A 26,555-nucleotide genomic window follows, 5' to 3' on the forward strand; every position below is an offset into this window, starting at 1 on the left:
TGGAATCCATGTGCGCATAGATAAACAACGTCAATATATTGGCGAAAATCACAACCAGAAATACTTTGTCGCGCGCCAATACCTCCAGGGTACTTCGGAAGCTCGTCACCGAAGAGCCTCGTGCTAATGACGCCCTACCCGCCTGCGAAAACCGGAATGCCAAAATAAATGCAATACACAGTAAAAAATAGCTGGCAGCCGTCAACCCGAAGGTTGATTGTTGCGCGCTGATTCCTGCCCAGACACCCACGATGGGACCCAGCGCCGCTCCAACATTAATCAGAAAATAGCGAAATTGCAGCGCCAGTTCCCGAGTAGATTTATCCCGGATCAGATCGCCAAACAGGGCACTGGCTGGCGGCTCCCATATGGATCGACCAATGGCACAAAAGGTGATTGAGACGATAAAGGCCGCCAAGGTCTCTGCCATAGCCAGGTACGCAAATGCCAGGGTATTGATCGCCGTACCCAGCACCAGAATGTTTCGCCGACCAAAGCGGTCGGACAGGGTTCCCACGTAAAACCCAAGTACCGCAGCCACCACGGCAGAGAGGCTCAGGATCAGCCCAATTGTCGCCGGACCCAACGCAAATTTTTCATAGAGTAAAATCGCAAGGAAAGGCCAAACCATAAAATAGGTTCCGCGCCCCAAAAAACTCCCGATTAAAACGATCCATATCAGTGGCGGTAAGCCATACAGTGATTGCCACCATTGCCTGTCCATCGCCGGTTTCTCCTAATTAACGGCAAAAAAAAACCCGGAGGCCAAGGCCCTCCGGGTTTTTTCCTGAAGGGTCTTGCGAAAACCCTCCAGCACCTATTCAAAGCAAACTGTCAGGTAATCATGCTACGTACTCGAACGACAATGACAGAAGTCAGAGTGGTAGCAGCGGTATGTTTAGATAGAGAAACTCGCAGGCCAGATGCGTTCCAGCAAACCGCTTGCCAACAAACTGCCTTCAAATAAACCGCCATACCAATAGCCACGCAGACAGGCATGGAATCAGAATGATTCTGCCAGATGGCCTTGGTGGTCAGGTTCTTCAGGAGTTTCATGTGCGAACGGCTTCTTTGGTATCTCTGGTTTTTAATTTCGATCGGCGGCGAGCGACTTGCGTGCAATTCGCCGATTCAGGACTACTTGACTTTCGAACGTTAGATAATATCCGACTTCAATCTTGATGCAACCGAAAACACAAGAAATATCGTATTTTTTAACTCGGTAACCTTTTCGTCATGTCGTAATGGCTTAACGAAAACCGTCGAATATGACAGCTTCTATACTCAATTCAATCATCGAGAAACAGTCATGGGCTGCCAGTCACAGCCTCGCCTGATTCACGGTGCGCCAACTATCGAAAAATGGATTGGAAAGTTTTTACCGCAAAGGAAGTTATCTGTGCCCGGCAAGAACCCTAAAGCTCGTCCGCATCGTCACGCCACCGCTGGACGGGCGTCTGCCCAAGAGTCATTGCTCGTCGAAGCTCCCTGTGGTGCCGTAGCAGGCAAGCTTGACGATCAGGGGACGGTGCGGCAATTTTTAGGCATACCCTACGCCACTCCACCTACCGGCGAATTGCGCTGGCACCCGCCGCAGCCAATTGCCCCCTGGACCGGGATATACCAGGCCACCAGATTTGGTATGCCGGCGCCACAGAACCCCTCTCCTTTATTTGAGATCCGCGGACCCGATGGGGAAATGCCCGAAAACGAAGACTGCCTGTACCTGAATATCTATACCCCGACCTTTTACAAGCCGGCAGCGGATGCGCAGGCTGCGCTGCCGGTCATGGTGTGGATACATGGCGGGTCCTTTTATATGGGTTCTGGCTGCCAGGCCCTGTATGACGGCAGATACCTGGCGGCAAGTGGCCGGGCAATTGTAGTAACACTGAACTACCGTCTGGGCGCCTTGGGCTTCTTGCGACTAAAGGACATTTGCGATATTCCGGCCACCGGTAACGAGGGCTTACAGGACCAGATTACAGCGCTGCACTGGGTACAGGAAAACATCGCAGCATTCGGGGGCGACCCGGAAAATGTAACCCTGTTCGGAGAGTCTGCGGGCGCCATGTCTATCGCCAGCTTATTTGGAGCCCGGGATGACTCCGGGTCATCACTGGCCGGGCAACTGTTCCACAAGGCCATAGTACAAAGTGGTAACCCGAGCGTGTTCCACTCCAAAACAAAGGCCGCACAACTGGCAGAAAAGTTCTGTGAACGGCTGGAAATATTGCGCAATGGCAAGTCTCTGCAACAGATGCCCAGCACCGAGGAAATTCTGCAAACACAGGCGGCGCTGGTTAACGACCCGGCAACTGACCAGCACTGGGGTCAACTCCCGTTCAAACCAGTGCTAGATGGTGCGCTCATAAAACACCGTCCGGTAGAAGCATTGCGCCGTGGTATCGGCAACAAAGTTGCCATGATGGTGGGAAGTAATTGTGATGAATGGAACCTGTTCAGTGCCGCACGCCCCGAAAGCTATACCATCAACGATCAACAAATTCGGGGACAACTGGGAAGATTGCTCCCGGATCACATCGTCAGCAGCCTACTGGAGCACTATCGATTGCGCGCAGAGGCCATCCCAGATAACCCGTGGCCTATGTGGAGCCGGGCCTGGAACCTCATGCTGACAGACATGGTGTTCACTGTACCCGGCTTGCGATTACTGCGTGCCCACAGTGGCAAACGCTTTCACTACCATTTTGCCCAGCCGCTGAGTGCCCAACCACTGCTTGGCGCCTGTCACGCATCAGAACTGGGGTATGTCTTTGGTACTCACAGTGATCAATCCCTTCAGCACCTTTACGGTGGCGAGACAGAACCACACCTACTCAGTGAATCTATGCGCAACGCCTGGCTCAGTTTTGCAGAAAGCGGCAGTCCGGGGGACGATTGGCCCGGGTTCGAGCAAGGGCACAGTCGATACTTTGGCAGCCAGGAAAACAGAACACTGGATGCCGATGCATTACATGCACTCTGGGAAATACTGGATGACAAACAACTGCGTGGGTTCCTATAAGTAGCCAGACTGGATACTGATAAAACTGCTGCAGTTATATCAATTTCAAGCACCGTTATTTTCAATCCCGATTGCGCTGAGGTTAAAATGATTGGATCAGACACCGGATAACAGGAACCCAGTTCATTGCATCAGATCATTCTTATCCGTCACGGAGAAGCCGCCAAGTCACCGAATCACGCTGATCCGGGATTGACCAATCTTGGGCAACAGCAGGCCAAAGAACTCGCCGAGCACCTGCAGCAACAATTCCCTAACGGTCGAGGTGTTCGCCTGATCAGTAGCCCCAAATCGAGAGCTCTACAGACCGCCATGCCGGTCGCTACCCGCTGGAACAAGGAAATCGAACAAGAGCCGCGATCCATTGAGATCCCCTCCCCGGAGGGACTGCCACTGGCAGCGCGCCTCGACTGGATTCGAGCACTACTCAACCAGCAATGGGACCAACTGACGAATACACAACGCCTGTGGCGTCGTGAAATGATCGATTATTTGCTGCAGCTGGAAGAACCGGGTAGCGAATACCACACCACGCTCATATTCTGCCATTTCATGGTCATTAATTCCGTTGTAGCGCATATTCGCAATGATCTGAATGTGGTGCAGTTCCACCCGGACTACACCTCGCAGACACGCCTGAACCTGCAACAGGGAAAATTAACGGTGGAAGAACTCGGGCAGCAAAAGGCGATCGACAACCTGATTCAATAGTCACCGCTAGGATTACCGGACAATCCAAACAAAAAAAGGGGGCCCAATATTGGGCCCCTTTTAGCATCTACACGTAGGCTCTGCACGGTAACTGCTACTTACCCGTCAACTATCCTCCAGGCTCTTGCTGACAACTTCATAAAGATCTCTGGACAATTCACCACTGTCCGATATTTTCTGCAGCGCCGCATGCATCAGCACGGAATCTTGTGTACGGTATTTCTTCCAGCGCGTCAGAGGGGTAACCAAGCGGGCTGAAATCTGTGGATTGAGTTTATCCAGTGCAATCACCTGTTCCGCCAGAAACTCAAAACCACTGCCGTCCTCTTTGTGGAACTGGGCAAAGTTGCGCATGGCAAAACCACCAATAACGGCGCGCACCTTGTTCGGGTTGGTCATTTCAAATGCGCGGTGTTCCATCAACTGGCGGACGCGCTCAAGAGAACCGTAACCGGCGCTACTACTTTGCAAGCCCAGCCAGGTTTCAACGACCTGGGTATCCTGCTGCCACTTCTCATAGAATGACTGCAGAACCGTATCTGCCTCAGGCTCAGTACCGTACTCAACCAGTGCGGCCAGTGCCGCAGCACTATCCGTCATGTTTTCATTACGCTCAAACTGTGCTCGCGCGAGTTGCAGCGCATCGTCATCCCGGGTCATACACAGGTAAGCCAGGCAGGTGTTCTTCAGGCTGCGTTCGGCAATGTCACCAGCCGTAGGGCTATAGGGTTTGTGAAGATCCAATTGCTGGAATCGCTTGAAAAAGCGGGGTTTTAGCGCGCGGGCTATGGCCGACCATACAAAATCTCGCGCCGCAACGATTGCCCCGGCATCCACTTCCCCATCTTGCTCTGCCAGTTCCTGAGCACTGGGCAGTGCCAGCATTTTGGCCACCAGCGCCGGGTCCAGTTCCGTGTTCTCCAGAAGCGCCGCATAACCATCTATCAGTGCCCGGGGTACCTCCAAGGTTGCGCCCGCACGGAATTGTTGTTGCAGCGCCTGCAAGGTATTCAGAGCCAGGCGTTGGCAGGCATCCCAACGGTTGAATGGATCACTATCGTGCTGCATCAGGAATTGCAGCTGTTCACTGGAATAGCCATAGCGCACTTTTACCGGTGCAGAAAATCCGCGAAGCAATGACGGCAGAGGCCGCTCTCCAATGTTGGAAAACGTAAAACTCTGCTCCGCCTCAGTGAGATGCAGCACTACATCCGTCATACCGAAATCGTCGACGGCGAGTGATTCCCCATTCGCTCCCAGCAAACCGATGGCTACGGGAATGTGGAGCGGCAGTTTGTCTTTCTGCCCGGGGGTATCTGGTGTGTGCTGACGAATGGTGAGAGTGTATTCTGACGTAGCCGGATCATAGCTATCCGTCACATCCAATACCGGCGTTCCCGCCTGGCTGTACCAGCGGCGGAACTGCGTCAGATCTGCACCATTGGCATCTTCCATGGCCACTACAAAATCCTCGCAGGTCACCGCGCAACCATCGTGCCGTTCGAAATACAGGTCACTTCCCTTGCGAAATGCCTCGGGGCCGAGAATGGTGTGAATCATGCGCACCACTTCTGCACCCTTTTCATAAATAGTCAGAGTGTAGAAATTGGAGATTTCCATATAGGAATCCGGGCGCACCGGGTGCGACATGGGCCCAGCGTCTTCGGCAAACTGTGCGGTGCGCAGCAGGGTTACGTCTTCAATACGTTTTACCGCACGCGAGTTCATATCTGCCGAAAATTCAGCGTCGCGGAATACGGTAAAGCCCTCTTTCAGGCTGAGCTGGAACCAGTCACGACAGGTCACCCGGTTACCAGACCAATTGTGGAAATACTCATGGGCCACAATAGATTCAATACGCTGGAAAGCAGCATCGGTGGCCGTTTCAGGGCTCGCCAGTACACAGGCGGAGTTAAAAATGTTCAGCCCTTTGTTTTCCATGGCGCCCATATTGAAATGGTCCACGGCGACAATCATGAAAATATCCAGGTCGTACTCCCGTCCATAGACTTTTTCGTCCCAGGCCATGGAGTGCTTGAGGGAGATCATCGCGTGTTCACACTTGCCGATGTTGCGGGCTTCAGTAAACAGTTGCAGCTTTATGGTACGCCCACTGGCGGTGGTAAAACTGTCCTCCACATACTGGAGATCGCCGCCAACCAGTGCAAACAAGTAGGAGGGTTTGGCAAAGGGGTCTTCCCAGGTCACCCGCAAGCGACCATCTTCGGTGGAGCCACTGTCCACTTTATTACCATTGGACAGCAACACTGGATATTTTGCCGGCGCGATGATCGTAGTGGTAAATACCGACATGATATCCGGGCGATCCGGGTAAAACGTTATTTTGCGAAATCCCTCTGCCTCACATTGGGTGCAGTACATACCATTGGAAAGGTAAAGCCCCTCGAGGGAGGTATTGGCTTCGGGGGCAATCCGGGTCTGCACCTCCAGCTCAAATTCCGCTTGATCGACCTGCAGTAACAAGCCACCCGGTTTCTCTTGATACCGCTGAGCCGGTAGTAACTCGCCATTTACGGCGATCGAGAGTAAATCCAGATCCACGCCATCCAGCCACAGTGCCGGCAACGCATCCGACTCTTTCACCTCCGCCGCCGGGTTTCGCCTTACGCGCAATTTGGATTTCACCAGGGTCGCATGCGGATCCAGGTCAAATGTCAGGTCCGTGCTATCAATCAGGTACTCGGGAACCTGATAGTCTTTCAGGAAAATCGTGCGCGCCTGGGTGTCTTTCATTCAATGCAATCTCTTTTAACGTCGGGGCAGCCTGCGGGCTGCCCTATTTCACCCGGCGAGCGGCAAAAAGCACTCAAACCGGGCTTGGTCATGGGCCGGAAAATAGGAGTTAGTACCCCGCCGCGTTCCCGTCTTTGCGGCTTTCGCTGGCGCCGTGGTATACGCCATTATCCGCTTTCATAATCGCCTGGTAGCCGCCGTAGGGCCCGCTCTCGAAGCGAATCTGGTGCCCCATCTGGACCAGCGTGCGCCGGGTTTCCATCGGGAAGCCATCTTCAAGGCTCAGGTATCCGCCGTCTTCCATCAATTCATCCGTAGGCTGGCTTGAGCCACTGTGCAAAATTCTGGGCGCATCGCCCGCTTCCTGCACATTGAGCCCGAAGTCCACCATATTGATGACGATTTGGGCATGCATTTGCGGCTGAGTAGCGCCGCCCATAACACCAAAGCTCATCCAGGGTTTACCATCTTTGGTCACAAACGCCGGGATAATGGTGTGAAAAGGACGCTTACCAGGCTGGTACTGGTTGAAATGCCCCTCTGTCAGACTGAACATTTCGCCGCGGTCCTGCAGAATAAAACCCAGGTCTCCCGGTGTCATTCCGGAACCCATACCGCGGTAGTTGCTCTGAATCAGCGAGACCATATTGCCGTCTTTGTCGGCGGTGGTGAGATAAATGGTGTCCCCATGGCGCAATGCTACCGTGCCCGCATCGTAACGCTTGGCCGCGCGCTCCGGGTTGATCAGTTTGCGGCGTTTTTCGGCATAGCCCTTGGAAATCAGCTCCTGAACCGGCAGCTTATTAAACGCCGGGTCCGCGTAGTACTTGGCGCGATCTTCGAATGCGAGTTTTTTTGCTTCGGTAAACAGGTGCACATATTCCGGGCTTTCACGACCGAGCTTTGCCAGATCGTAACCTTCCAGAATGTTCAGGATTTGCAGCGCGGCAATGCCCTGGCCGTTGGGTGGCAGCTCCCACACATCGTAGCCGCGGTAATTGGTGGAGACCGGATCTACCCAATCTGATTGATGACTGGCCAAATCCTCATAGGAAAGAAAGCCGCCGTTGGCTTTCATGTATCGGCCAATCTCTTGCGCTATGTCACCTTTGTAAAAGGCATCGCGACCGCCGTCAGCAATTTTCTGCAGCGTGTTGGCGAGGCGCTCATTGCGGAAAAGTTCGCCCTCCTGGGGCGCTTTTCCGCCGGGCATATAGGTTTCCCGAAAACCGGGGTACTTTTCCAGCAACGGTACCGAGCGGTTCCAGTAGTAGGCCACCAGTTGGGTGACGGGAAAACCGTTATTGGCGTAAGCGATTGCCGGCGCCAGAATATCCTTCATCGGCAGCTTGCCGAACTTTTCATGTAACTCAAACCAGCCATCCACCGCACCTGGCACCGAAACCGGCAGAGGGCCATGGGAGGGAATCTTGTCGAGGTTGTTGTCCGCAAAGTAGCGGAAAGGGAGAGATTTTGGCGAACGGCCACTGGCGTTCAAACCGTGCAGTTTTTTGTCTTTGGCACTCCAGACAATGGCAAACAAGTCGCCGCCAATACCGTTGCCCGTGGGTTCCATCAGCCCCTGTACCGCATTCGCTGCAATTGCGGCATCGACTGCAGACCCACCCTGCTTGAGGATATCCAGTGCCACTTGAGTAGCCAATGGTTGGCTGGTTGCGGCCATGCCTTCCGTCGCCAGTACCGGCGAGCGACTGGCGAACCCTTCACCGTTGACGCGGTCATAAGCGTGAACACTGGCGGCCATCAACCCAATCCCGAGCAACCCTATCCCGAGCAAACAAGTGCCGAGTAAGGCCGATACGGCGGTCGCACGGCCCCGGGCAAGACCAGATTTCAAAAGTGTCATCACGAATTTCACAATTTCTGCCTCAATCGTTATTCTCAGAGCAAGTCTCTACATTTAGTACCCGATACTCAAGTCGGTCAACCGAGGTTTCTGTGCCCCCTTTCCCGCGCGCCCTCAAGCGTACTCTCAAGATAGTAGCTAGCACCCTGCTCCTACTCCTGCTGCTGGGGACCACCGGCTGGCTTTCGCGGCATCACTGGATCCCGCCACTCGCCAATCAGTTTCTGGATGGCATAGAAGTGCGCCGGATCAACGGTTTGACTATTTCTCGCACAGAACCGGGGCTGGGACTATCGATACAGGCACTCGAACTGGTCAATGAAAACCGGCTGACCGTCCGCGTACAGGAGTTGCGTCTCGATAAGCTCATGTCCCTTTTCAGGTCGAGCGCCGACCAGAATGGCGACAAGGTAAATCGTGCTGTGCTGACCCTCGGGCGCGTGGAAATCGCCGCGGAAGCTACGGCGTTGGCCAAACCGGGTAATCAACCCTCTACGTCAAGCGCTTCCGATACCGCCAGCGGACGTTTATCGCCTACAGTATCAAGTCCCTCTTCCAGCAATGCATCCGCTCGGGATAAAGGGCCGGAACAAGTCAGTATCAGCCGTGGGCTCGCCACCCTGTATGGCTTACCTTTGCAGAAGTTGCTTATCCATCGACTCATCTGGCTCAACCATATCGATACGCCTCTTTCTCTAGTGGCGACCTTCCGGACCGAAACCGCTCAGGATAAAACCGCGAATGCTACTGGCCGCCAACTGATTTCTGCGGAATTGACCAGTAGCCGCTGTAGCGAGTGCCGTATTTCCTGGTCACTCGTAAACCAGATATCCAGGGCCAATAGTCAGCTGCAACTCTTCCACCAGAATATCCCCGTAGCCGAGCTCTCTGCCGCGCTCACCCGGCGGCAGAATGCAGTGCCCCAAAACACCGTGGTTTGGGATGCCGAAGCCAAACTGGAAGCCGCTGCGCAACCCTTGCTCAATTTACTCAATGCGGCCGCTATTTCAATGCCCACCTCACCCTTGACCGAGGGAACAGCGTTGTCGGGAACGCTGAATGCCAGAACCCTGAGCGAATTGCCCGATCAGATTGAGCGGCTGAATGGCCTTAAAGACATCACACTGGAGCTTGGCGCCGATGCTTTGCACGTAGAATTGCCGGAAACGATCGGGGGAATCCCCCTGGCCATTTCGGTAAATTCAATCCGACCGCTCGCGGCAAAGGTACCTTCACTGGCGCCATTTCAGGTGGAATCACTGGCCGGCGAATTCTCCGTTGCGGTCTCCAACCCGGGCTCGAATGCCGTCAATGTATCAAGGCCGGCGACAATATTGAAAAGCGATATCGCCCTGGCTACTGAAGAACAGATACCCCTGGTGGAATTTAATGGAGAGTACGACCTGGCCCAGGCAAACGATTTGCTTCGCAGTCCGAAATGGCAAAAAGTGCTCTCTCCCTATCGTATAGGTCAACTCAGTGGCCTCCATCGCATTACGGGCCGCTTCTCATTGCCAAAAGTCGAGGAGATTTCCAACCGGATAAAAAACGGTCTAATTCACGATTTTTCCGCGACAATCCACCCCGCGCAAGGTCAAAGTACCGAGCTCACTGTCACGCTACCGGAAAAAAACAACCCACTGGCGTTCGCGCAATGGCAACGCATCCACACTCGCCTTTCCACCGAGAGTGGTATTGAAATTTCAGCTGCGGCGTTGCCCGGCAGCGTCACACTGAAAGCAGCCGACCTGCAAATTGCGTCAACCGCGGGCGCCGGCTCAGAACCACTTTCTTCCGATAGCCCCTCATTGAACGGCCGACTGCAAGCCGTGCAATGCTCCAGTTTACCGGGTCTGCACTGCCAGCTGCAATTGAAGGCAGAACTTCCGGCACTAGCCGTGGAGGATGCCGCCATGTCATTGAAAGACCTGAGCGTAGAGTCCTCACTGACCTTGGACAGACCATCAGAAAACACCCAAACGCGCCTGGTATTCCAGGCTTTGAACATTACCGCCGACCAGCTGAAGTCCGGTGCTGTAACCATCGACTCGCCAGAAGTGTTCGCGGAAAGGGCTGGCTGTGACATGGAACCGGACACCCTTCGCTGTAACAGCCCGCAGCTGGCGCTCAGCCTGGCGCCCCTGACGCTAGTGGATAATCAACTCAGCGGTGTACTGTTCCTTGAGGAGCTCACTATTGAGAAAAAACCCTGGGAGAAAAAACCCTGGGAGAAAAAATCTGGGGAGAAACAGTCTCTGAAGCAACTCCCACAGACAAATAGTGCAACACCTGAGGGCAAACGCGATAAGCAGGTGAGCGAGGGAACACCATCAATCAGTGCTGCCGCCAAGTTTCACACCGACTCGCTCAACGTGACGGCACTCGGGCAGTACAAAACTACCTTCGCTTCAAAAGGGCAACTCAGGCTAAGCAATGATCTCGTCACCGGCAACGGACAGGTTACCAGTGGCCCGCTGAGTATCGAGACCAGTTGGAAGCACAATCTGAAGACCGGCCAGGGCAGCAGTCACTTGAACCTGCCACAGGCCACATTCACGCCGGTCAGCCCACTAAGCCACGCTATCCAGGGATTGCCCGCGGATATCGTCGACGGCACATTGAGCGCCGATGCAAAGGTACACTGGCCGCAATCAGACCGGGATCAGGTAACCCTGTCGATGGAGAACGCCGCGATCCAGTACGGGGATACGGTCGCGGTCGGCATCAACCTGTCGACCACCTTGCTACAGCAATCCGGCAACTGGGTAACCCCCACACCAGCACCGGTATCGATACAGAAAGTCGACGCGGGTGTCGCGATCGAAAACCTGCATTTTTCCCTTTCCGCTGCCAACTCTGGGGATGTAACACTCCAGCGCTTTGCCGCCGAGCTTCTGGACGGCGTGCTGACCTCCGATGCGCTGACCTGGAGCCTAAAAGGTGAGGAGCGGCAATCGCTCCTGCAGTTCACGGGTATTTCGATGGGTGCACTGGCGAAAGAAATGGAGTCCCAGAACTTTGCCGCCAGCGGGCTTCTGGACGCCACCATTCCCATCACTGCCGATGCCCTGGGCATCACCGTTGAAAACGGTACTCTACAATCCCGGGCGCCCGGTGGGCGGCTGCGGTATTACGGCGCATTTTCCCCCAGCATGCTGGGCAGTAACCCCCAGCTGAAACTGCTGGCGGGCGCCCTGGAGGATTACAACTATCAGGACATTCGTGGCACCATCACCTATCCCTTGAGCGGCGACCTGACACTCAATCTCAAATTGACCGGACGCAGTGCCGCCATTGATGCCAACCGGGATCTGATCATCAACCTCAATCTGGAAAACAACATCCCGACCATGTTGCGCTCCCTGCAAGCCAGCCGCGACCTTACGGATGTGCTGGAGCAGCAGGTACAATAGATAAGCGGACAGGAGTGAACAGAAACTGGTGGAACCACACGAACAACCAACAACAATATGAAATCGAGCGATATACGCAGAATTAGACCATTATGGCTGGCGTTCAGTCGCGGTTAATTTTGCACCATCTATAGTAACCATCAACTCTCCCCAGGCTGCCGTCCAGGAGTGGTATTTACCCGGCCATAGCAGACCCTAAAGGCTGAGAAACACAGGAGTATTCAGTGAATCCAACAGGCATCAAAAAGCGCTCGAGCATTGTGCTCGCGCTGATATTGGGAGCAGCGGTGACGTCCGCCTGCACGCCAACCGTCGCGGTACAGGCCCCCAGTGAGCCAATCACCGTCAATCTGAATGTCAAAATCGAACATGAAATCCGCGTCAAGGTGGACAAAGAGCTGGATAACCTGTTCGAAGATAAAGAAGGAATCTTCTGATTTGCCGGATCATCAACCCGTTGATGCCCCATCAGAATGTTGAACCAATACAGAATTTGCCAAGGAACCCAATGCCATGCCAACCAAAGCATCGTTTAAAAAATTGATCGCTGGCCTGTTTTCGTTAAGCCTTTTCCTTGCCGTCCCTGCCAGTGCCATCACCCTGAAAGAGGCACAGAGCCAGGGGCTGGTGGGTGAAGCCAATAGTGGCTATATCGCGCCAGTACAGAGCGGATCCCCGGAAATTGAAAAGCTTGTTGCAGAGGTTAACAACAAGCGCAAAGCGGAATACGCAGCAATTGCCAAGCGTAACAATATTGATATCAGCCAGGTGGCGGCACGGGCCGCAGAGAAACTGGAAGCGCGCCTCGCCAAGGGCGAGTATTACCAGGACAACTTGGGGCGCTGGAAGCAGAAATAATCATTCAGCCATTAAAAAACCCCGCAACCCAAATCTGGATTGCGGGGTTTAATCAGGGAAATGATTAATCGCTGATTGCCTGGTAACCGTTACAGGTTGGCAAACAGAGACATGCCATCCAGTCCCTGACTCTCCATCACTTCACGCAGACGCTTCAGGGCGTCTACCTGGATTTGCCGCACGCGCTCCCGGGTAAGCCCGATTTCGCGGCCAACTTCTTCCAGTGTACTGGCTTCGTAGCCGCGCAGGCCAAAGCGGCGGGAAACCACTTCACACTGCTTGTCCGGAAGCTCGCCGAGCCAGCGGTTGATGCTGTCAAACAAGTCCTTGTCTTGCAGCAATTCCGCCGGATCAGATTCCTGTTGATCCGGAATAGTATCGACTAACGTCTTTTCAGAAGATGGGCCTATTGGTGTGTCTACCGACGTCACACGCTCGTTAAGACCCAGCATGCGTTCAACGTCTTCAACCGGCTTTTCCAGCAGATTGGCAATTTCTTCCGCTGACGGTTCATGATCCAGCTTCTGTGCCAGTTCGCGGGAAGCGCGCAGGTAAACGTTGAGTTCTTTCACCACGTGAATGGGCAGGCGAATCGTACGCGTCTGATTCATGATCGCACGTTCTATCGTCTGGCGAATCCACCAGGTGGCATAGGTGGAGAAACGGAAACCGCGCTCAGGGTCAAACTTTTCTACGGCGCGGATAAGGCCGAGGTTGCCCTCTTCAATCAGGTCCAGCAAAGCCAGGCCACGACTGACATAACGGCGGGCGATTTTCACAACCAGTCTCAGGTTGCTTTCAATCATGCGCTTACGCGCTGCCGCATCACCTCGTAGGGCCTTGCGTGCATAGTAAACTTCTTCTTCTGCCGTCAGCAGAGGAGAGAAACCGATTTCGTTGAGATATAACTGAGTGGCGTCTAGGTTCTTTGCCCCGTGGGCATCATCTAATTTACGAACAGATGTTTTCTGGGAGGAGGTTTTTGTTGTTTGAGTATTTGCTTTCTGCGAGATTGTTTCAGAGTTTTTTTTTGAAGCCTTACTCCGAGAGCGGCTTGCTTTAGTTTCGGATCCCGATGTGGATTTTTCGCAATCCATCGGTTCGGGTGAAAGATCGGCTCTGGAGCCAAATTCCAGATGATCGTGACGTTGTGCTTCCATTTCCCCAACTCCTTGTACTTTGCCTGTATCAGCCGCATCTAAAGCTTGCGATCGCTGAACAACCGGTCGCTGTCGACGCGACAGCCTCCGTTCCTGGCAACTCACCTCCGTTGGTGAGTCTTGTCACTGCAGGGCAGTTACTGCCGATCCCGGTGACTACCTCAAGTGGTTATCAATAAAAGTCCATTTTTATTACACAACAGCGTAAAGACAGGCAGATACTCGCACCGACTAACCAACACTGAGCAAATCAAGGTAAGTAGGCCATGGGGTCTACCGGCTGACCATTCCGACGAATTTCAAAGTGGAGCATATCGCGGTCGGTACCACTTGAACCCAGTTCCGCTATCCGTTGCCCCGCCTTGACCGCCGTACCCTCGCCAACAAGTAACTTGTCGTTGTGGGCATAAGCACTGAGGAACTCCTCGCTGTGCTTGATGATCAGAAGCTTGCCGTAACCTCTCAGTGCGCTTCCGGCGTAAATCACTGTGCCATCCGCTGCTGCCTGAACAGATTCCCCCTTTTTCCCGGCGATATCAACACCCTTTCGCAGGGGGTCGTTGGGCTGGAAGCGGGCAAGCACCCGGCCCCGCACTGGCCAGTGCCAATTTATGTCAAATTTGTTTCTGGCCGAATTTGACGATTTTTTTGCCACCTTGACCGGCTGTTTTACTACCTTAGGCGGAGGCTTTCTGGTCACTTTAACCGGCTGCTTCGCCGCAACCTTTGGCGCTGCTTTAACCGCTACAGGTACGCGCCCGGTGAGCTGCAGACGTTGCCCAGGGAAAATACGATAGGGCGAAGGAATGCGATTTATCGCCGCTAAGTCTTTGAAATCCTTACTATATCTCCAAGCGATCGAATAAAGCGTCTCGCCTTTGCTGACAGTGTGATGCTGGATTCTCTGACTGGGCGGTTGATTTAAAGATGAGGTGGGCGCCAGATTGCTGGCACAGGATACGACGCCGACACTCAGGGTAAGAATGACAAAAACCTTATGCGCCAAAAGGGACAAATGGCGCACATTGCGTGGCCAACTTTCCGATTTAGAGCCTTCAGAGTGTCGATTAATACGCCGTTTCATTATTCTCTTTTTACATCAAAGGGGTGCATTTATGGAAAAAGTGTCTAAAGAAAACTGCTTTTTTCGCACTTGCAAGCGATAGAAAAATTGGCATTTTCCCCGGAAAACGACCAATCGTATTTTCGGGGGAAATCCCTGGTAACAGACCTGCAAGTCAGCCGGAAATTCCCGGTAATCCAGCGGCAACCAGGATGTCAGATTTCAGTCACGACGCTTGTACGACTTTTCCTACATTGCGCCAGTGCAACCACTCGATGGCCAGCACCAGCGCCACTGCGGAAAGCGCGGCCAGCGTCGCACCCACGATATAGGAAGGCTGGCCAGCCACCGCGGCGAAATCTGCCGGAAGCGCGTTAGACATCATCGGTGCCAGCTTTCCGCTCGCCAGTTCCCCTGCCATGGCGTCCGTAGGTAATTTCCAGGGCCAAACAATTTTCAGGCTACCCAGCAACACTCCCACCAGAAACGACAGAGTTATTGAGGGAAAGCGGTGCATCAACCAGGACAGCAGGCGACTGAACAGTAACAAACCACTGGCTGCGCCGGCGCCAAACCATACAAGTGCACCCAGCTGCAACTGATGCACAGCCGCAATCACCTGGGGGTAGATCCCGATCATCAGCAAAATAAAGGAACCGGAGATTCCAGGCAGGATCATGGCGCAAATCGCCACTGCACCGGACACAAAGAGCGTTGTCGGCGTGGCGGTTATCTCGGTGGGGCGCATTTCACTCACCAGAATAGCGAGCGCGATGCCCAGCACTACCGCCAGGCCGCATTGCCAGGTCCACTGCGGAACCCGCCGGGCAATGGGCACTACCGAGGCTAGGATCAACCCGAAAAAGAAACTCCAAACCACAATGGGGTAATTCGCCAAAAGGAAACTGATCAATTTGGCGAGACTGAAGATGCTGACTAGGATGCCCGCAAACAGCGCCAGCAGGAAGCTGCCGTTCACCTGCCGCCAGGCCGCCGCGAATCCCTCGCGCAGCAGGGTGGTCAGGGTGTGGGGGCCGATACGGCTGAGGGAATCCAGCAACTCTTGGTAAATACCGGTGATAAAAGCAATAGTGCCGCCGGACACACCGGGCACAACATCAGCAGCGCCCATCGCCAACCCCCGGGCCGCGACACCCCAGTAGCGGCTTCGAAACAGAGACATCAGCGCACTACCCCACTCAACAAGGGCACGAAGCGCACTGGCTCAGCCTTTTCAACATCAAAGCGACTGCCGTCTTCACTGCGAGTGACGATGGTCAGGTACTGACGGTCACTGCCCACCGGAATCACCAGCACCCCACCCGGGGCCAGTTGCTCGCGTAACTCATCGGGAATGCTGGCCGGGGCTGCGGCGCACAGAATCGCATCATAGGGGCCCTGCTCCGGCCACCCGAAACCGCCGCTGCTGAGGCGCATTTCCACATTGAAGATACCCAGCTCGCGCATTCGCTGACGGGCCTTGATCAACAGTGGCTCAACCCGCTCTACCGAATAGAGCTTGTCGACCAGGCGGGCAAGAATGGCGGTCTGGTAACCGGAACCCGCCCCCACTTCCAGCACGCGTGCACGTGAGCGCGCCCGGCTCATCAGGAGTTCGGTCATGCGGGCCACGATATAGGGTTGGGAGATGGTCTGACCGTAACCGATGGGCAGCGCCGTGTCTTCGTAGGCGCGAATCGCCAGGGCCTCGTCCAGAAACAGGTGCCGAGGGGTGGATGCCATAACATCCAACACCTCTTCATTGCTGATACCTTCGTCTCGCAACCGCTGAATCAGGCGATTGCGAGTGCGCTGGGAGGTCATGCCCAGGCCTTCGTGTCTAAATCGGTCCATAAGAACGCACAGTCTCCCTGCAAGCGAAGCGCCGTTGCCCATTCCCCAAGCAACCCCTAGAAAGCTCCAACATCTAGATGGTTCCAATAATAAGGTGATGACGCCTTCGACGACTGGCCGGGGTCACCACTGTGCCACCGGTCACATTTTTGTTGTCGTTTATTTTATTGTGGGAGCCGACAGATTGGCCAGCTCCGCAAGCTCCCGCACTACCGCGGTGGCAAACGCACCCGGCGGCAGGGCAAATTCCAGAATAAGTTGATCGTCCTGCCACTGGTGGCGAAAGCCTTCAGGTACCAATACCAGCGGGCGCCGCTCCTGGCTGAGACCGCAGTGCTCCAGCCAGTCACACCAGGGCTTCCACTGCGTCATTGCCGCGTCCTCGAGCGCCAATTGGGCGGCAGTGGCCGGATTGCGCCCTCGGCCCCAGAGCGGGCCTGTCGCCGCGGTCTCGGGCTCCCCTTCAAGCACCTGCTGCCAATTGCCCTGTTCTACCCGGGCTGCCAACACGTGATTGAACAGCCAGCTGCGCCCCGCCGACATGGCGAATGCCTTTTGATTGCGGTTAATTTTCCGGCGTTTTCCCGCGGCTTCATCGGCAACGAACCTTTCTACCAGATCCAGGTTACCGCCGCTGTGGCCAAAACGCTGTTCACCAAAGTAGTTGGGTACACCCTGCGGTATCTGCTGCAATACCTGCTCGGCCGCTTCCCGGTCACCGCTGACATTGCGCAGGCAAATCCGGAAGCGATTGCCAATATGTTCGCCCCGGCGCAATTTGCGCGGCCCGCGAAAATGCTGAAGAACCTGTACTTCATCATTCTGGATCTGCGCCCAATCCGGTTCCGGCTTTTGCGCCAGCCATACACTGAACCATTGGGTGGTCACGGCGTGGCGGTCCTTGAGCCCGTAGTACCCAACGTCGTTGCTTTGTACGCCTGCCAGTTGCGCCAGCTGCTGCGCCACATAACCGGTGTTGGCGCCGCGCTTACGGACCAGGAGATAGACATGCTCCCCCTCCCCCGCCTGCGGAGCGGCCAGTTCGTCGACGACAAAATCTTCCGGCTCGCTGCGGAAGTCGCCCGCAATGGCACTGCCACCGAGGGCCCGAGGCCAGTCCAGATTCCAGTTTTCGTTTGGGCTTTCTTTACCAGGTTCAGTCACGGAGCGATTCCAGTAATACGACCGCCTGTGCGGCAATGCCTTCTTTGCGGCCAGTGAAGCCGAGTTTCTCGCTGGTAGTGGCTTTGACGCTGATGGCATCGGCCGCTACCTGGCAGTCGGCAGCGATATTTTCACGCATGGCGACAATATGCGGGGCCATCTTCGGGGCCTGGGCAATCAGGGTGGTATCGGCGTTGACCAGGCGATAGCCGCATTCGTGAATCAGCCCGATCACGTGGCGCAGCAGCGCGCGACTGTCGGCACCGGCGTAGGCAGCATCGGTATCAGGAAAATGCTTGCCGATATCCCCGAGGGCCAGCGCGCCGAGCAAGGCATCGGCCAGCGCGTGCAGGAGTACATCACCATCGGAGTGGGCGACCAGCCCCTGTTCGTAGGGAATGGTGACGCCACCGAGGACGACGTGATCACCGGGGCCGAAGGCGTGAACATCAATGCCCTGGCCGATTCTGAGACTCATGAAGGTGTTCCTGTTTGAATTTGCTCTAAAGAGTGCCGCAGCAGTGCCTCGGCGAGAATCAGATCCGCCGGGTGAGTGACTTTAAAGTTACTGCGGCAAGCGGCAACGAGTTCCGGCTGATACCCGGCCAGTTCCAGTGCGCTGGCTTCATCGGTGATGGCCTGCGGTGTTTGTGCGAGGCCCTGGCGCAGGCACTCGTGCAATAGTTGCAGCGGCGCTTTTTGTGGGGTCTGGGCGAGCCAGATCTGTTCTCGCGGCAGGGTCTGGGAGACCAATACTTTGCCCAGTCCGCTCCCCTGCTTCCCGGTCTGTTGCCCGGCCTGTTTTACGGTGTCGCTGGCGGGCTGGGCGAGTAGTGCTATGGGGTCAGCGTTGAGGAGTTTTTGAATATCGCTGACGCTTACCAGGGGGCGCGCGGCGTCGTGCACCAGTATGGGGGTTTCCGGCGGGACCTTTCCGATCAGGTGGTCGAGGCCTGCGAGTACGGAGTCTGCACGCTCTTTGCCGCCGATGACGATTTGGATTTTTGCATCGCGAGCCTGGGTCAGGGTCTGGAATTCCTGATCGTCGGCAGCGATGGCGACAATGATGCCGGCCAGACCAGGCCAGCTAAGAATGTTTTCCAGTGTGTGGGCGATAAGGGGTTTGCCGTTGAGTGGCAGGTATTGCTTGGGTTTATCGGCACCCATGCGTTTACCAGAGCCGGCGGCGGGTACTATGACCCAATAGGGCGTCCCGATAACTTCGGGGGCGCTGGATTCGGTGGCGGTCATTGTTTTTCTCGCGATGGTGCTTTTTTGTCGGGGTCGAGAAAAATAAAGAGGGTTTCGCCTTCTTTGATAAGGCCGAGATCGTAACGGGCTTTGGCTTCTACGCCGTCGGTGCCCCGTTTGAGGCTTCGGACTTCGCGCAGCAGTTGGCGGTTTTCACGCTCAAGCGCGGCGTTTTTCTGCTGCTGTTCGCCGAGTTGGCGTTCCAGTCGGGTCACTTCTGCAAAACTGCCCTCGCCCACCCAAAGTCGGTATTGGGTGACCAGCAGCATTACGGTGAGGATTGCCAGCAGCCATTTCATCTATTGCGTTCTCTTCTGGCTAAAATGGTCCGATGTTTTCGGATCTTGTGGCGGCTCCGCCGCCGGAAGTTGTTTGCGAGACACGCCGTAAACCCATCCATGGGGGCTCGGCTGCGGCCGTCCTGGCCGCAGACGGTCTCGCAAACAACTTCCGGCGGCGAAGCCTTCGCATCAAAGCGCGTAAAATCGAGCTTCGATGCAAGATCTAGCCAGTTTACCGGGCTTCAGTTCTTACTTGAACTCAGCAATGCCACGGTAAGGCGCTTTGCCTTCCAGCTCGGCTTCGATACGCAACAGACGGTTGTACTTGGCTACGCGGTCGGAGCGGCACAGGGAGCCGGTTTTGATCTGGCCAGCAGCGGTGGCAACGGCCAGGTCGGCGATGGTGGTGTCTTCGGTTTCACCGGAGCGGTGGGAGATAACCGCGGTAAAGCCGGCGTCTTTGGCCATTTTGATCGCGTCCAGGGTTTCGGACAAAGAGCCGATCTGGTTGAACTTGATCAGGATGGAGTTGCCAACGCCTTTTTCGATGCCTTCTTTCAGGATCTTGGTGTTGGTGACGAACAGGTCGTCGCCGACCAGCTGTACTTTCTTGCCGATTTTGTCGGTCAGAATTTTCCAGCCGTCCCAGTCGCTCTCGTCCATGCCGTCTTCGATGGAGATGATCGGGTAGTTTTCAGACAGTTCCTGCAGGTAGGACGCGAAGCCTTCGCTGTCGAATTCTTTGCCTTCGCCAGACAGGTTGTACTTGCCGTCTTTGTAGAATTCGGAAGAGGCGCAGTCCAGGGCGAGGGTGATGTCGTCGCCCAGTTTGTAACCGGCGGCTTCGACAGCTTCAGCGATTACCTTCAAGGCACCTTCGTTGGACGGCAGGTTGGGGGCGAAGCCACCTTCGTCACCTACGGCGGTGTTCAGGCCCTGGGAAGACAGGACTTTTTTCAGGGCGTGGAAGATTTCAGCACCCTGACGCAGGGCTTCGGCGAAGGTTTTGGCTTTCACCGGCTGAATCATGAATTCCTGGATGTCGACGTTGTTGTCGGCGTGCTCACCACCATTGATGATGTTCATCATCGGTACCGGCAGGGTGTACTGGCCAGGGGTGCCGTTTACTTCGGCAATGTGCTGGTACAGGGGGACGCCCTTGGAGATGGCGGCAGCTTTGGCGGCGGCGAGGGAGACAGCCAGGATGGCGTTGGCGCCCAGCTTGGATTTGTTCTCGGTGCCGTCGGCGTCGATCATGACCTGGTCGAGTGCCCGTTGATCGGTAGCGTCTTTGCCTACCAGCAGACTGGCGATTTCGCCGTTGATGTTTTCAACCGCTTTCAGTACGCCTTTACCCAGGTAACGGCTTTTGTCGCCGTCGCGCAGCTCGAGGGCTTCGCGGGAACCGGTGGAAGCGCCAGAGGGTGCGCAGGCAGAACCTACCGCGCCGCATTCCAGGATGACATCGGCATTAACGGTGGGGTTACCGCGGGAATCTAAAACTTCAAACGCTTTTACAGCAACAATCTTGCTCATTTCTACAACGGGCTCCTTGTTAAATTAGGAAATAATATTTCTGTGAGGTTTGGACTTGGAGGCCGCCTTGTGGGGGCCACTCGTTTTAGTTATTCGGTACTCGATTAATGATTATTGAATCGCTGCTTACTTGGTATCCAGCGGTTCGAAATTCTTCACCAGGTCGTCGACGGCTTTCATCTGTGCCAGGAACGGCTCCAGTTTTTCCAGCGGCAATGCACTGGGGCCATCGCACAGGGCTTTTTCCGGGTTCGGGTGCGCTTCCAGGAATAGGCCGGCGATGCCGATCGCCAGGCCGGCACGTCCGAGCTCTGTCACCTGGGAGCGGCGGCCTCCGGAAGCGGCGCCACCGGGGTCGCGCATCTGCAGCGAGTGGGTCACGTCGAAGATCAGCGGGGCACCGCCAGTGGAATCGATCATGGTGCGGAAGCCGAGCATATCCACGACGAGGTTGTCGTAGCCGAAGCAGGCACCGCGCTCGCACAGGATGATCTTTTCGTTACCACCTTCCGCGAACTTCTCCACCACATTTTTCATCTGCGGCGGGCTCATGAACTGCGGCTTTTTCACGTTGATTACCGCACCGGTGGCGGCCATAGCGGCAACCAGGTCGGTCTGGCGGGCGAGGAATGCGGGCAGCTGGATCACATCTACCACTTCGGCCACGGGCGCGGCCTGGTGTGGCTCATGCACGTCGGTGATCAGGGGGACGCCGAAGGTTTTTTTGATTTCTTCAAAAATTTTCAATCCCTCTTCCATACCCGGACCGCGGTAGGAGTGGATCGAGGAGCGGTTGGCTTTGTCGAAAGAGGCTTTGAAAACGTAGGGAATACCGAGTTTATCGGTCACATTGACATAGTGCTCAGCCACTTTCATGGCCATGTCGCGGGATTCCAACACGTTCATGCCGCCAAACAGGGTGAACGGTCTGTCGTTGGCAACCTGCAGGTTACCCACTGCGATTGTTTTCATTCTTTCTCATCCTGAGCCAGATTGCCTCTGGTCATCGCGTCAAATCATTTATTCAAGTGAGCGGCAGGCGCTGCTTGGTCACACGCGCTTGCCGCCCACTCTATTTGCAACTTAACAGCTCGCTTGTCGCTATCTGTACGTTACGATTTCTTGTGAGCCAGCGCCGCCGCCACGAAGCTTTCAAACAGCGGGTGGCCGTCACGCGGGGTGGAGGTGAATTCCGGGTGGAACTGACAGGCCACAAACCAGTTGTGCTCGGGCAGTTCAACCATTTCCACCAGGGTGTCGTCCGCTGACCAGCCACCAATTTTCAGGCCGGCCTGCTGCAGGCGGTCAACGTAGTTGTTGTTGACTTCGTAGCGATGGCGGTGGCGCTCTACGATGACGTCTTTACCGTAAATTTCCCGGGCTTTGGAGTCTTTCGCCAGTCGACACTCCTGACCACCAAGGCGCATGGTGCCGCCGAGATCGGATTTTTCATCGCGCTTCTCGATATTGCCTTCACTGTCGATCCACTCGGTAATCAGACCGATGACCGGGTGTGGGGTCTTGGCGTTGAACTCGGTGCTGTTGGCACCCTCGAGTCCCAATACGTTGCGCGCGTATTCGATCACGACAGACTGCAGGCCCAGGCAGATGCCCAGGAAGGGGATATTGTTTTCACGGGCGTAGCGCACCGATTCCAGCTTGCCTTCCAAGCCGCGTTCACCGAAACCGCCAGGAACCAGAATGGCATCGGCACCCTTGATCAGGTCGAGGCCATTCTCGCCTTCCACATCTTCGGCGTTGATGTAATCAATATTGACCTTGGTGCGGTTCTTGATGCCCGCGTGCACCAGGGATTCAATCAGGGATTTGTAGGCGTCCAGCAGCTCCATGTACTTGCCGACCATGGCAATCTTGATTTCGTGCTGCGGGTTCAGCTTGCCATCAACCACCGCATCCCATTCAGACAGGTCCGGGGCTTCACACTCCAGCTGCAGCTTTTCCACCACAATGGCATCGAGACCGTAGCCGTGCAGCATGCGCGGCACGCCGTAGATGGTTTTGGCATCGGGCAGCGGCACTACCGCACGCTCTTCGACGTTGGTGAACAACGCAATCTTGCGGCGGGAATCATCATCAATGGCGCGTTCGGAACGGCACAACAGGATGTCCGGCTGCAAGCCAATGGAGCGCAGCTCTTTTACCGAGTGCTGGGTGGGCTTGGTTTTCGTTTCACCGGCAGTGCCCAGGTAAGGCACATAGCTCAGGTGAATCAGCAGGGCGCGATTGGTGCCCATCTCCACACGCAATTGGCGTACGGATTCCAGGAACGGTTGGGATTCGATGTCACCCACGGTGCCGCCGATCTCGACGATGGCGACGTCCACATCGCGGCCGCCTTCGATCACACGACGCTTGATCTCGTCGGTGATATGCGGAATAACCTGAACGGTACCGCCCAGGTAATCACCACGACGCTCTTTGCGCAGTACGGTCTCGTAGACGCGGCCGGTGGTGAAGTTGTTGCGCTTGGACATGCGCGTACGGATGAAGCGCTCATAGTGGCCCAGGTCCAGATCCGTCTCGGCGCCATCTTCGGTCACATAGACCTCGCCGTGCTGGAAGGGGCTCATGGTGCCCGGGTCAACGTTGATATAAGGGTCAAGCTTCAGAATCGTGACTTTGAGGCCACGGGCTTCGAGGATTGCGGCCAGAGAAGCGGAGGCGATACCTTTCCCCAATGAGGAAACCACGCCGCCAGTGACAAATATATAGCGCGTCATGCAAAACCTTGGTCAGTTGAATGCCCGACGAGTACGGGCGTGCGGGACTGGCTCAGGGGCGCGAAGTCGCGCTTCCTAGTGCCTTTGAGATGGGACGCCAGACTACCAGAAAGCAGTTTTCTGCTCAATCTAAAAACCGCCAGATTGGCGGCTGTGACGGCCCATCCGGTGTAGTGAAGAGATCGCCCACTGCCACCAGGGCCTCGCCCCGGTAGACCAGCGGTACCCGGTCCCGCAGCCAGGGAGGAAGACCATACTCCTGAAGCAGCTTTTTCAGGGTCTGGGAGTGATGACGCTCTCGCGGTTTGGCCCGTTCGCCACCGACACGGAAGCGGACCTGGTAGTCGGCCACAGGCCAACCCTGGCTGGGTGCCAGCGCCCAGCTCCCCGGTAATATCAGTTCGCCAGATCCATCCCACTGGCCATTCCACTTCCCATTCCACTTGGCCTCACCCCCATCAAACCCGTTGAGAGGCTGCAATTGTGGTGTGAGAAACAAGCGATCGCGATAGCGGCGCAATACCCGCTCACCCAGGGTTACTTCAGGCACGGCATCATCGGCTGCTTCTGCCTGCCGCAGCGCCTCATCCAGATGTGCGGCTTCCGGCATAACGGAACCTACCCGCCCCAACCAACCGCGCAGTAAGTTCTTGCGACGCGCCTTGGTAAGCGCAGAGAAGTTAACCAGATCAATACTGTGGCCAAATGGCTCCTGCCGGCACCCACACCGCTGCAGGTCTTCACTTGCCAGATCACTTAACAGGTCTGCCGCCTCGCGTAGATTCTCTGACGCCTGTTCCACCCGAACCTGCAGCGGCCAACGTTCCGTCAAAGAAGAAAGCACCTGACTGCGAAGATAGTTTCGGTCGATCGAGAGATCCGCGTTACTCTCGTCCTCGACCCAGGTCAGTCCGTGCTCGCGGGCGTAAGACTCCAGTTCCGACCGAGTTGCCTTCAACAACGGGCGCAACAGGCTCCTGCCATCACGCTTACGCCCAAGGGGCCGACACTCGGGCATTGCTCCAAGCCCGAGCACTCCGGCGCCACGCAATAATCGTAAAAAAAAGGTCTCCGCCTGATCATCGCCATGATGGGCCAACAGGATCTGGTCGCCCGGCGCCATACACTGCTCGAATGCCAGGTAGCGGGCGTTCCGCGCGCCCTGCTCCAGACCGCCGTCCGAGCGATCTACACGCACTTCGCGGGAAACAAAAGGAACACCGAGCTTCAGCGCCTGCGATTCGCAGTGGACTTGCCACTCCGCCGCCCGCTCGCTCAACCCATGATGAATATACAGCGCTGTGACCGGGATCCCGGCGCGCGCCAACAGGTGCAACAGCACCGCGGAGTCCAGCCCACCGGAATACCCTAGCCACAGCTTCCCCGCAGAGGGGTGACGCAGCAAACTGCTGCGCAGCAGTTCGGTGAGCTTGGAGGACAATTCAGACATGGGGCTTACGAGGGGTCCAGTAAAGAAGGGGCCAGTAAAGAAGGGGCCAGTAAAAGAGGAAAGCGCAGATTATACCCGCCCTTCTGTGCTGATGGGCGCGCGCCTCTTCCTCTACTCCCACTGATCCCTAGGCACCCAGAGGAGTCGCATCAGCCCGTCGGTACTGTGACGGTGTCATACCAGCGGCCTTTTTAAAGAAGGTATTGAAAACCGACTTGCTGTTAAAGCCGACTTCCAAATAGATATCGGTAATCGTCTTACCCTCCCCATCGGCACTCCGCAACAGGCGCATGGCTTCCTGAATGCGGTAGCGATTGATGAACTCGTAAAAGTTCACCTCGAAGTGCCGGTTGATAATCATCGACAGATCCCGGGTTGGCACTTGCAAACTCTCCGCCAGCAGGTCGATGGTCACATCCGGCTGAAGATAGAGCTTGCCTTCGTGCATCTTGCGATCAATTTCCTCCGCCAGCGCCGGATTGCACACCTGCTCACCCGCGGCTTTGCGCGGCTTTTCCGGCTCGCGTAGTGACTCAAAACTGGCGAAATAGCGCACACCGGTAAACACCAGCAGGTTCACCAGTACGAATACGGTGTAGTACCCGGTGAGTCCGATCTTCTCGAACACCCCCAGGTCGTAATGCTGATACAGGCTGAACATCTTGGCGATGCTCAGCACCACCTCCATCAGCATCACCAGCATAAACCCGAGCACCAGGGTACGAATCCAGGTCACGTCGACTTTTTCCACATTGGAGTGGGTGCTTTTCAGACGCTGGGTGTATTTCACGATCAACAGCAGCGACCACAGGCAGTAAGCCACACGCAGCCCCTTGCACAAAAACTCCACCAACACGTAATGCCAGCCGTACACTAGGGTTTCGCTATTGATCAGAATCAGGCGTTCATCCAGTGGTAAACGGAAGAACACAGCACTCATATACACCAGCGCAAACACAAACGGTAGCAGGTGCACTCCATCGCGCGGGCGCAGGGAAAAGTCGCGGAAGATCAAGGATTTCACACAAAAGAACAGCAACATGCCATCCAGGTAATAGGCGAAACCACCGAGGAAATACACCTGCGGCAACCACTCGCGTACGGCAAATTTGAACTCGGCGCCCCAAAGCACCAGTTCGTGCAACGGAATAAAGGCGTGGGCAAAAAGGAATGCTGCAAGAAAGTAGGTACTTATCTGTTTGCTGGTATTGGTAGCCAGCAGCAGCACCGCAAAAAATAGGCACTGCATGGCCGTCATCAGCAGAACGACATCGTGAAAATTAAACAGAACCTGGCTCATTTTTATGATTTTTATCCAGTGAATCGGGGACGTTCGAATGCCGCGCAGCAGCCGAACGGGTTCGACTGATCGCATACCGCACATTTCACGCCGTCAGAACGACGCAGGGTGCGCTTCCCTCTTA

The 26,555-nt window shown here is 55.6% G+C and carries 21 protein-coding genes (1 of these 21 only partly in view); 5 read left to right on the plus strand and 16 right to left on the minus strand.

Annotated features, from left to right (window positions below):
* Positions 1-724 carry the 5' portion of an MFS transporter gene (locus GRX76_RS14925; RefSeq protein WP_160154039.1) on the minus strand. It extends 575 nt beyond the left edge of the window, so the window shows 724 of its 1,299 coding nt (coding positions 1-724); the start codon lies at positions 722-724; the stop codon falls past the left edge of the window.
* Positions 725-1,471: 747 nt separating this feature from the next.
* Between GRX76_RS14925 and GRX76_RS14930 the strand changes: the two genes are divergently transcribed.
* Positions 1,472-3,028 (plus strand): carboxylesterase/lipase family protein, encoded by a 1,557-nt coding sequence (locus GRX76_RS14930; protein WP_236250650.1) that lies wholly within the window; start codon positions 1,472-1,474, stop codon positions 3,026-3,028.
* A 126-nt stretch (positions 3,029-3,154) separates the two neighbouring features.
* The gene (locus tag GRX76_RS14935) at positions 3,155-3,739 is read left to right on the plus strand and encodes a histidine phosphatase family protein (RefSeq protein WP_160154041.1); all 585 of its coding nucleotides are present in this window, start codon (positions 3,155-3,157) and stop codon (positions 3,737-3,739) included.
* 105 nt (positions 3,740-3,844) lie between these two features.
* Here the strand turns inward: GRX76_RS14935 and pepN are convergent, their stop codons facing one another.
* Positions 3,845-6,493, minus strand: coding sequence for an aminopeptidase N (pepN, locus tag GRX76_RS14940; RefSeq protein ID WP_160154042.1), 2,649 nt, complete (start codon positions 6,491-6,493; stop codon positions 3,845-3,847).
* Positions 6,494-6,602: 109 nt separating this feature from the next.
* Positions 6,603-8,258 carry a gamma-glutamyltransferase gene (ggt, locus tag GRX76_RS14945; RefSeq protein ID WP_160154043.1) on the minus strand — a complete coding sequence of 552 codons (1,656 nt, stop codon included), beginning with the start codon at positions 8,256-8,258 and terminating at the stop codon, positions 6,603-6,605.
* A 194-nt stretch (positions 8,259-8,452) separates the two neighbouring features.
* Here ggt and GRX76_RS14950 point away from each other — a divergent pair, with 194 nt between their 5' ends.
* The 3 genes from GRX76_RS14950 to GRX76_RS14960 all read left to right on the plus strand — a co-directional run bounded on the left by GRX76_RS14950 (position 8,453) and on the right by GRX76_RS14960 (position 12,631).
* Complete coding sequence (locus tag GRX76_RS14950; protein WP_160154044.1) at positions 8,453-11,773, plus strand: YdbH domain-containing protein; 3,321 nt, start codon at positions 8,453-8,455, stop codon at positions 11,771-11,773.
* A 224-nt stretch (positions 11,774-11,997) separates the two neighbouring features.
* On the plus strand, positions 11,998-12,210 hold the full coding sequence (locus GRX76_RS14955; protein WP_236250389.1) for a YnbE family lipoprotein: 213 nt from the start codon (positions 11,998-12,000) through the stop codon (positions 12,208-12,210).
* A gap of 76 nt (positions 12,211-12,286) precedes the next feature.
* Positions 12,287-12,631 carry a YdbL family protein gene (locus GRX76_RS14960; protein ID WP_160154045.1) on the plus strand — a complete coding sequence of 115 codons (345 nt, stop codon included), beginning with the start codon at positions 12,287-12,289 and terminating at the stop codon, positions 12,629-12,631.
* An 89-nt stretch (positions 12,632-12,720) separates the two neighbouring features.
* On the opposite strand, the gene rpoS is transcribed toward GRX76_RS14960, so the two are convergent.
* The 13 genes from rpoS to GRX76_RS15025 all read right to left on the minus strand — a co-directional run bounded on the left by rpoS (position 12,721) and on the right by GRX76_RS15025 (position 26,431).
* Positions 12,721-13,791 (minus strand): RNA polymerase sigma factor RpoS, encoded by a 1,071-nt coding sequence (gene rpoS / locus GRX76_RS14965; RefSeq protein ID WP_160154046.1) that lies wholly within the window; start codon positions 13,789-13,791, stop codon positions 12,721-12,723.
* 250 nt (positions 13,792-14,041) lie between these two features.
* Entirely contained in the window at positions 14,042-14,875 is an 834-nt protein-coding gene (locus GRX76_RS14970; protein ID WP_160154047.1) for a peptidoglycan DD-metalloendopeptidase family protein, read from the minus strand.
* Positions 14,876-15,080: 205 nt separating this feature from the next.
* Complete coding sequence (locus GRX76_RS14975; protein WP_160154048.1) at positions 15,081-16,037, minus strand: DUF368 domain-containing protein; 957 nt, start codon at positions 16,035-16,037, stop codon at positions 15,081-15,083.
* Positions 16,037-16,708, minus strand: a complete 672-nt coding sequence (locus GRX76_RS14980) for a protein-L-isoaspartate(D-aspartate) O-methyltransferase (protein ID WP_201276833.1) — start codon at positions 16,706-16,708, stop codon at positions 16,037-16,039. Before GRX76_RS14980 ends, GRX76_RS14975 begins: the two co-directional genes overlap by 1 nt.
* A 159-nt stretch (positions 16,709-16,867) precedes the next feature.
* Positions 16,868-17,872: a tRNA pseudouridine(13) synthase TruD gene (truD, locus tag GRX76_RS14985; RefSeq protein WP_236250390.1), complete on the minus strand. Its 1,005-nt coding sequence runs from the start codon at positions 17,870-17,872 to the stop codon at positions 16,868-16,870.
* Positions 17,865-18,350, minus strand: a complete 486-nt coding sequence (gene ispF / locus GRX76_RS14990; RefSeq protein WP_160154050.1) for a 2-C-methyl-D-erythritol 2,4-cyclodiphosphate synthase — start codon at positions 18,348-18,350, stop codon at positions 17,865-17,867. The genes truD and ispF overlap by 8 nt, the downstream gene beginning before the upstream one ends.
* A complete protein-coding gene (ispD, locus tag GRX76_RS14995; protein WP_160154051.1) occupies positions 18,347-19,123 on the minus strand; it encodes a 2-C-methyl-D-erythritol 4-phosphate cytidylyltransferase in 777 nt (258 codons plus the stop codon). Before ispD ends, ispF begins: the two co-directional genes overlap by 4 nt.
* A complete protein-coding gene (locus GRX76_RS15000) occupies positions 19,120-19,422 on the minus strand; it encodes a septum formation initiator family protein (protein WP_160154052.1) in 303 nt (100 codons plus the stop codon). Before GRX76_RS15000 ends, ispD begins: the two co-directional genes overlap by 4 nt.
* A 231-nt stretch (positions 19,423-19,653) precedes the next feature.
* Positions 19,654-20,940: a phosphopyruvate hydratase gene (eno, locus tag GRX76_RS15005; RefSeq protein WP_160154053.1), complete on the minus strand. Its 1,287-nt coding sequence runs from the start codon at positions 20,938-20,940 to the stop codon at positions 19,654-19,656.
* 126 nt (positions 20,941-21,066) lie between these two features.
* Entirely contained in the window at positions 21,067-21,912 is an 846-nt protein-coding gene (gene kdsA, locus GRX76_RS15010; RefSeq protein WP_160154054.1) for a 3-deoxy-8-phosphooctulonate synthase, read from the minus strand.
* Between the two features lie 140 nt (positions 21,913-22,052).
* Positions 22,053-23,681 carry a CTP synthase gene (locus GRX76_RS15015; RefSeq protein ID WP_160154055.1) on the minus strand — a complete coding sequence of 543 codons (1,629 nt, stop codon included), beginning with the start codon at positions 23,679-23,681 and terminating at the stop codon, positions 22,053-22,055.
* Positions 23,682-23,805: 124 nt separating this feature from the next.
* Positions 23,806-25,131 carry a tRNA lysidine(34) synthetase TilS gene (tilS, locus tag GRX76_RS15020; protein WP_160154056.1) on the minus strand — a complete coding sequence of 442 codons (1,326 nt, stop codon included), beginning with the start codon at positions 25,129-25,131 and terminating at the stop codon, positions 23,806-23,808.
* A 127-nt stretch (positions 25,132-25,258) separates the two neighbouring features.
* A complete protein-coding gene (locus GRX76_RS15025; RefSeq protein ID WP_160154057.1) occupies positions 25,259-26,431 on the minus strand; it encodes a helix-turn-helix domain-containing protein in 1,173 nt (390 codons plus the stop codon).
* Positions 26,432-26,555 lie beyond the last annotated feature (124 nt).

The organism is Microbulbifer sp. ALW1 (genome assembly GCF_009903625.1).
GTDB lineage: Bacteria > Pseudomonadota > Gammaproteobacteria > Pseudomonadales > Cellvibrionaceae > Microbulbifer.

What these genes read in the sequence shown, in the direction of transcription:
- pepN (WP_160154042.1), bottom strand. Translation starts at nt 6,493, where the DNA reads ATGAAAGACACCCAGGCGCGCACGATTTTCCTGAAAGACTATCAGGTT.
- ggt (WP_160154043.1), bottom strand. Translation starts at nt 8,258, where the DNA reads ATGGCCGCCAGTGTTCACGCTTATGACCGCGTCAACGGTGAAGGGTTC.
- GRX76_RS14960 (WP_160154045.1), top strand. Translation starts at nt 12,287, where the DNA reads ATGCCAACCAAAGCATCGTTTAAAAAATTGATCGCTGGCCTGTTTTCG.
- rpoS (WP_160154046.1), bottom strand. Translation starts at nt 13,791, where the DNA reads ATGGAAGCACAACGTCACGATCATCTGGAATTTGGCTCCAGAGCCGAT.
- GRX76_RS14970 (WP_160154047.1), bottom strand. Translation starts at nt 14,875, where the DNA reads ATGAAACGGCGTATTAATCGACACTCTGAAGGCTCTAAATCGGAAAGT.
- GRX76_RS14975 (WP_160154048.1), bottom strand. Translation starts at nt 16,037, where the DNA reads ATGTCTCTGTTTCGAAGCCGCTACTGGGGTGTCGCGGCCCGGGGGTTG.
- GRX76_RS14980 (WP_201276833.1), bottom strand. Translation starts at nt 16,708, where the DNA reads ATGGACCGATTTAGACACGAAGGCCTGGGCATGACCTCCCAGCGCACT.
- ispF (WP_160154050.1), bottom strand. Translation starts at nt 18,350, where the DNA reads ATGAGTCTCAGAATCGGCCAGGGCATTGATGTTCACGCCTTCGGCCCC.
- ispD (WP_160154051.1), bottom strand. Translation starts at nt 19,123, where the DNA reads ATGACCGCCACCGAATCCAGCGCCCCCGAAGTTATCGGGACGCCCTAT.
- GRX76_RS15000 (WP_160154052.1), bottom strand. Translation starts at nt 19,422, where the DNA reads ATGAAATGGCTGCTGGCAATCCTCACCGTAATGCTGCTGGTCACCCAA.
- eno (WP_160154053.1), bottom strand. Translation starts at nt 20,940, where the DNA reads ATGAGCAAGATTGTTGCTGTAAAAGCGTTTGAAGTTTTAGATTCCCGC.
- kdsA (WP_160154054.1), bottom strand. Translation starts at nt 21,912, where the DNA reads ATGAAAACAATCGCAGTGGGTAACCTGCAGGTTGCCAACGACAGACCG.
- GRX76_RS15015 (WP_160154055.1), bottom strand. Translation starts at nt 23,681, where the DNA reads ATGACGCGCTATATATTTGTCACTGGCGGCGTGGTTTCCTCATTGGGG.
- tilS (WP_160154056.1), bottom strand. Translation starts at nt 25,131, where the DNA reads ATGTCTGAATTGTCCTCCAAGCTCACCGAACTGCTGCGCAGCAGTTTG.
- GRX76_RS15025 (WP_160154057.1), bottom strand. Translation starts at nt 26,431, where the DNA reads ATGAGCCAGGTTCTGTTTAATTTTCACGATGTCGTTCTGCTGATGACG.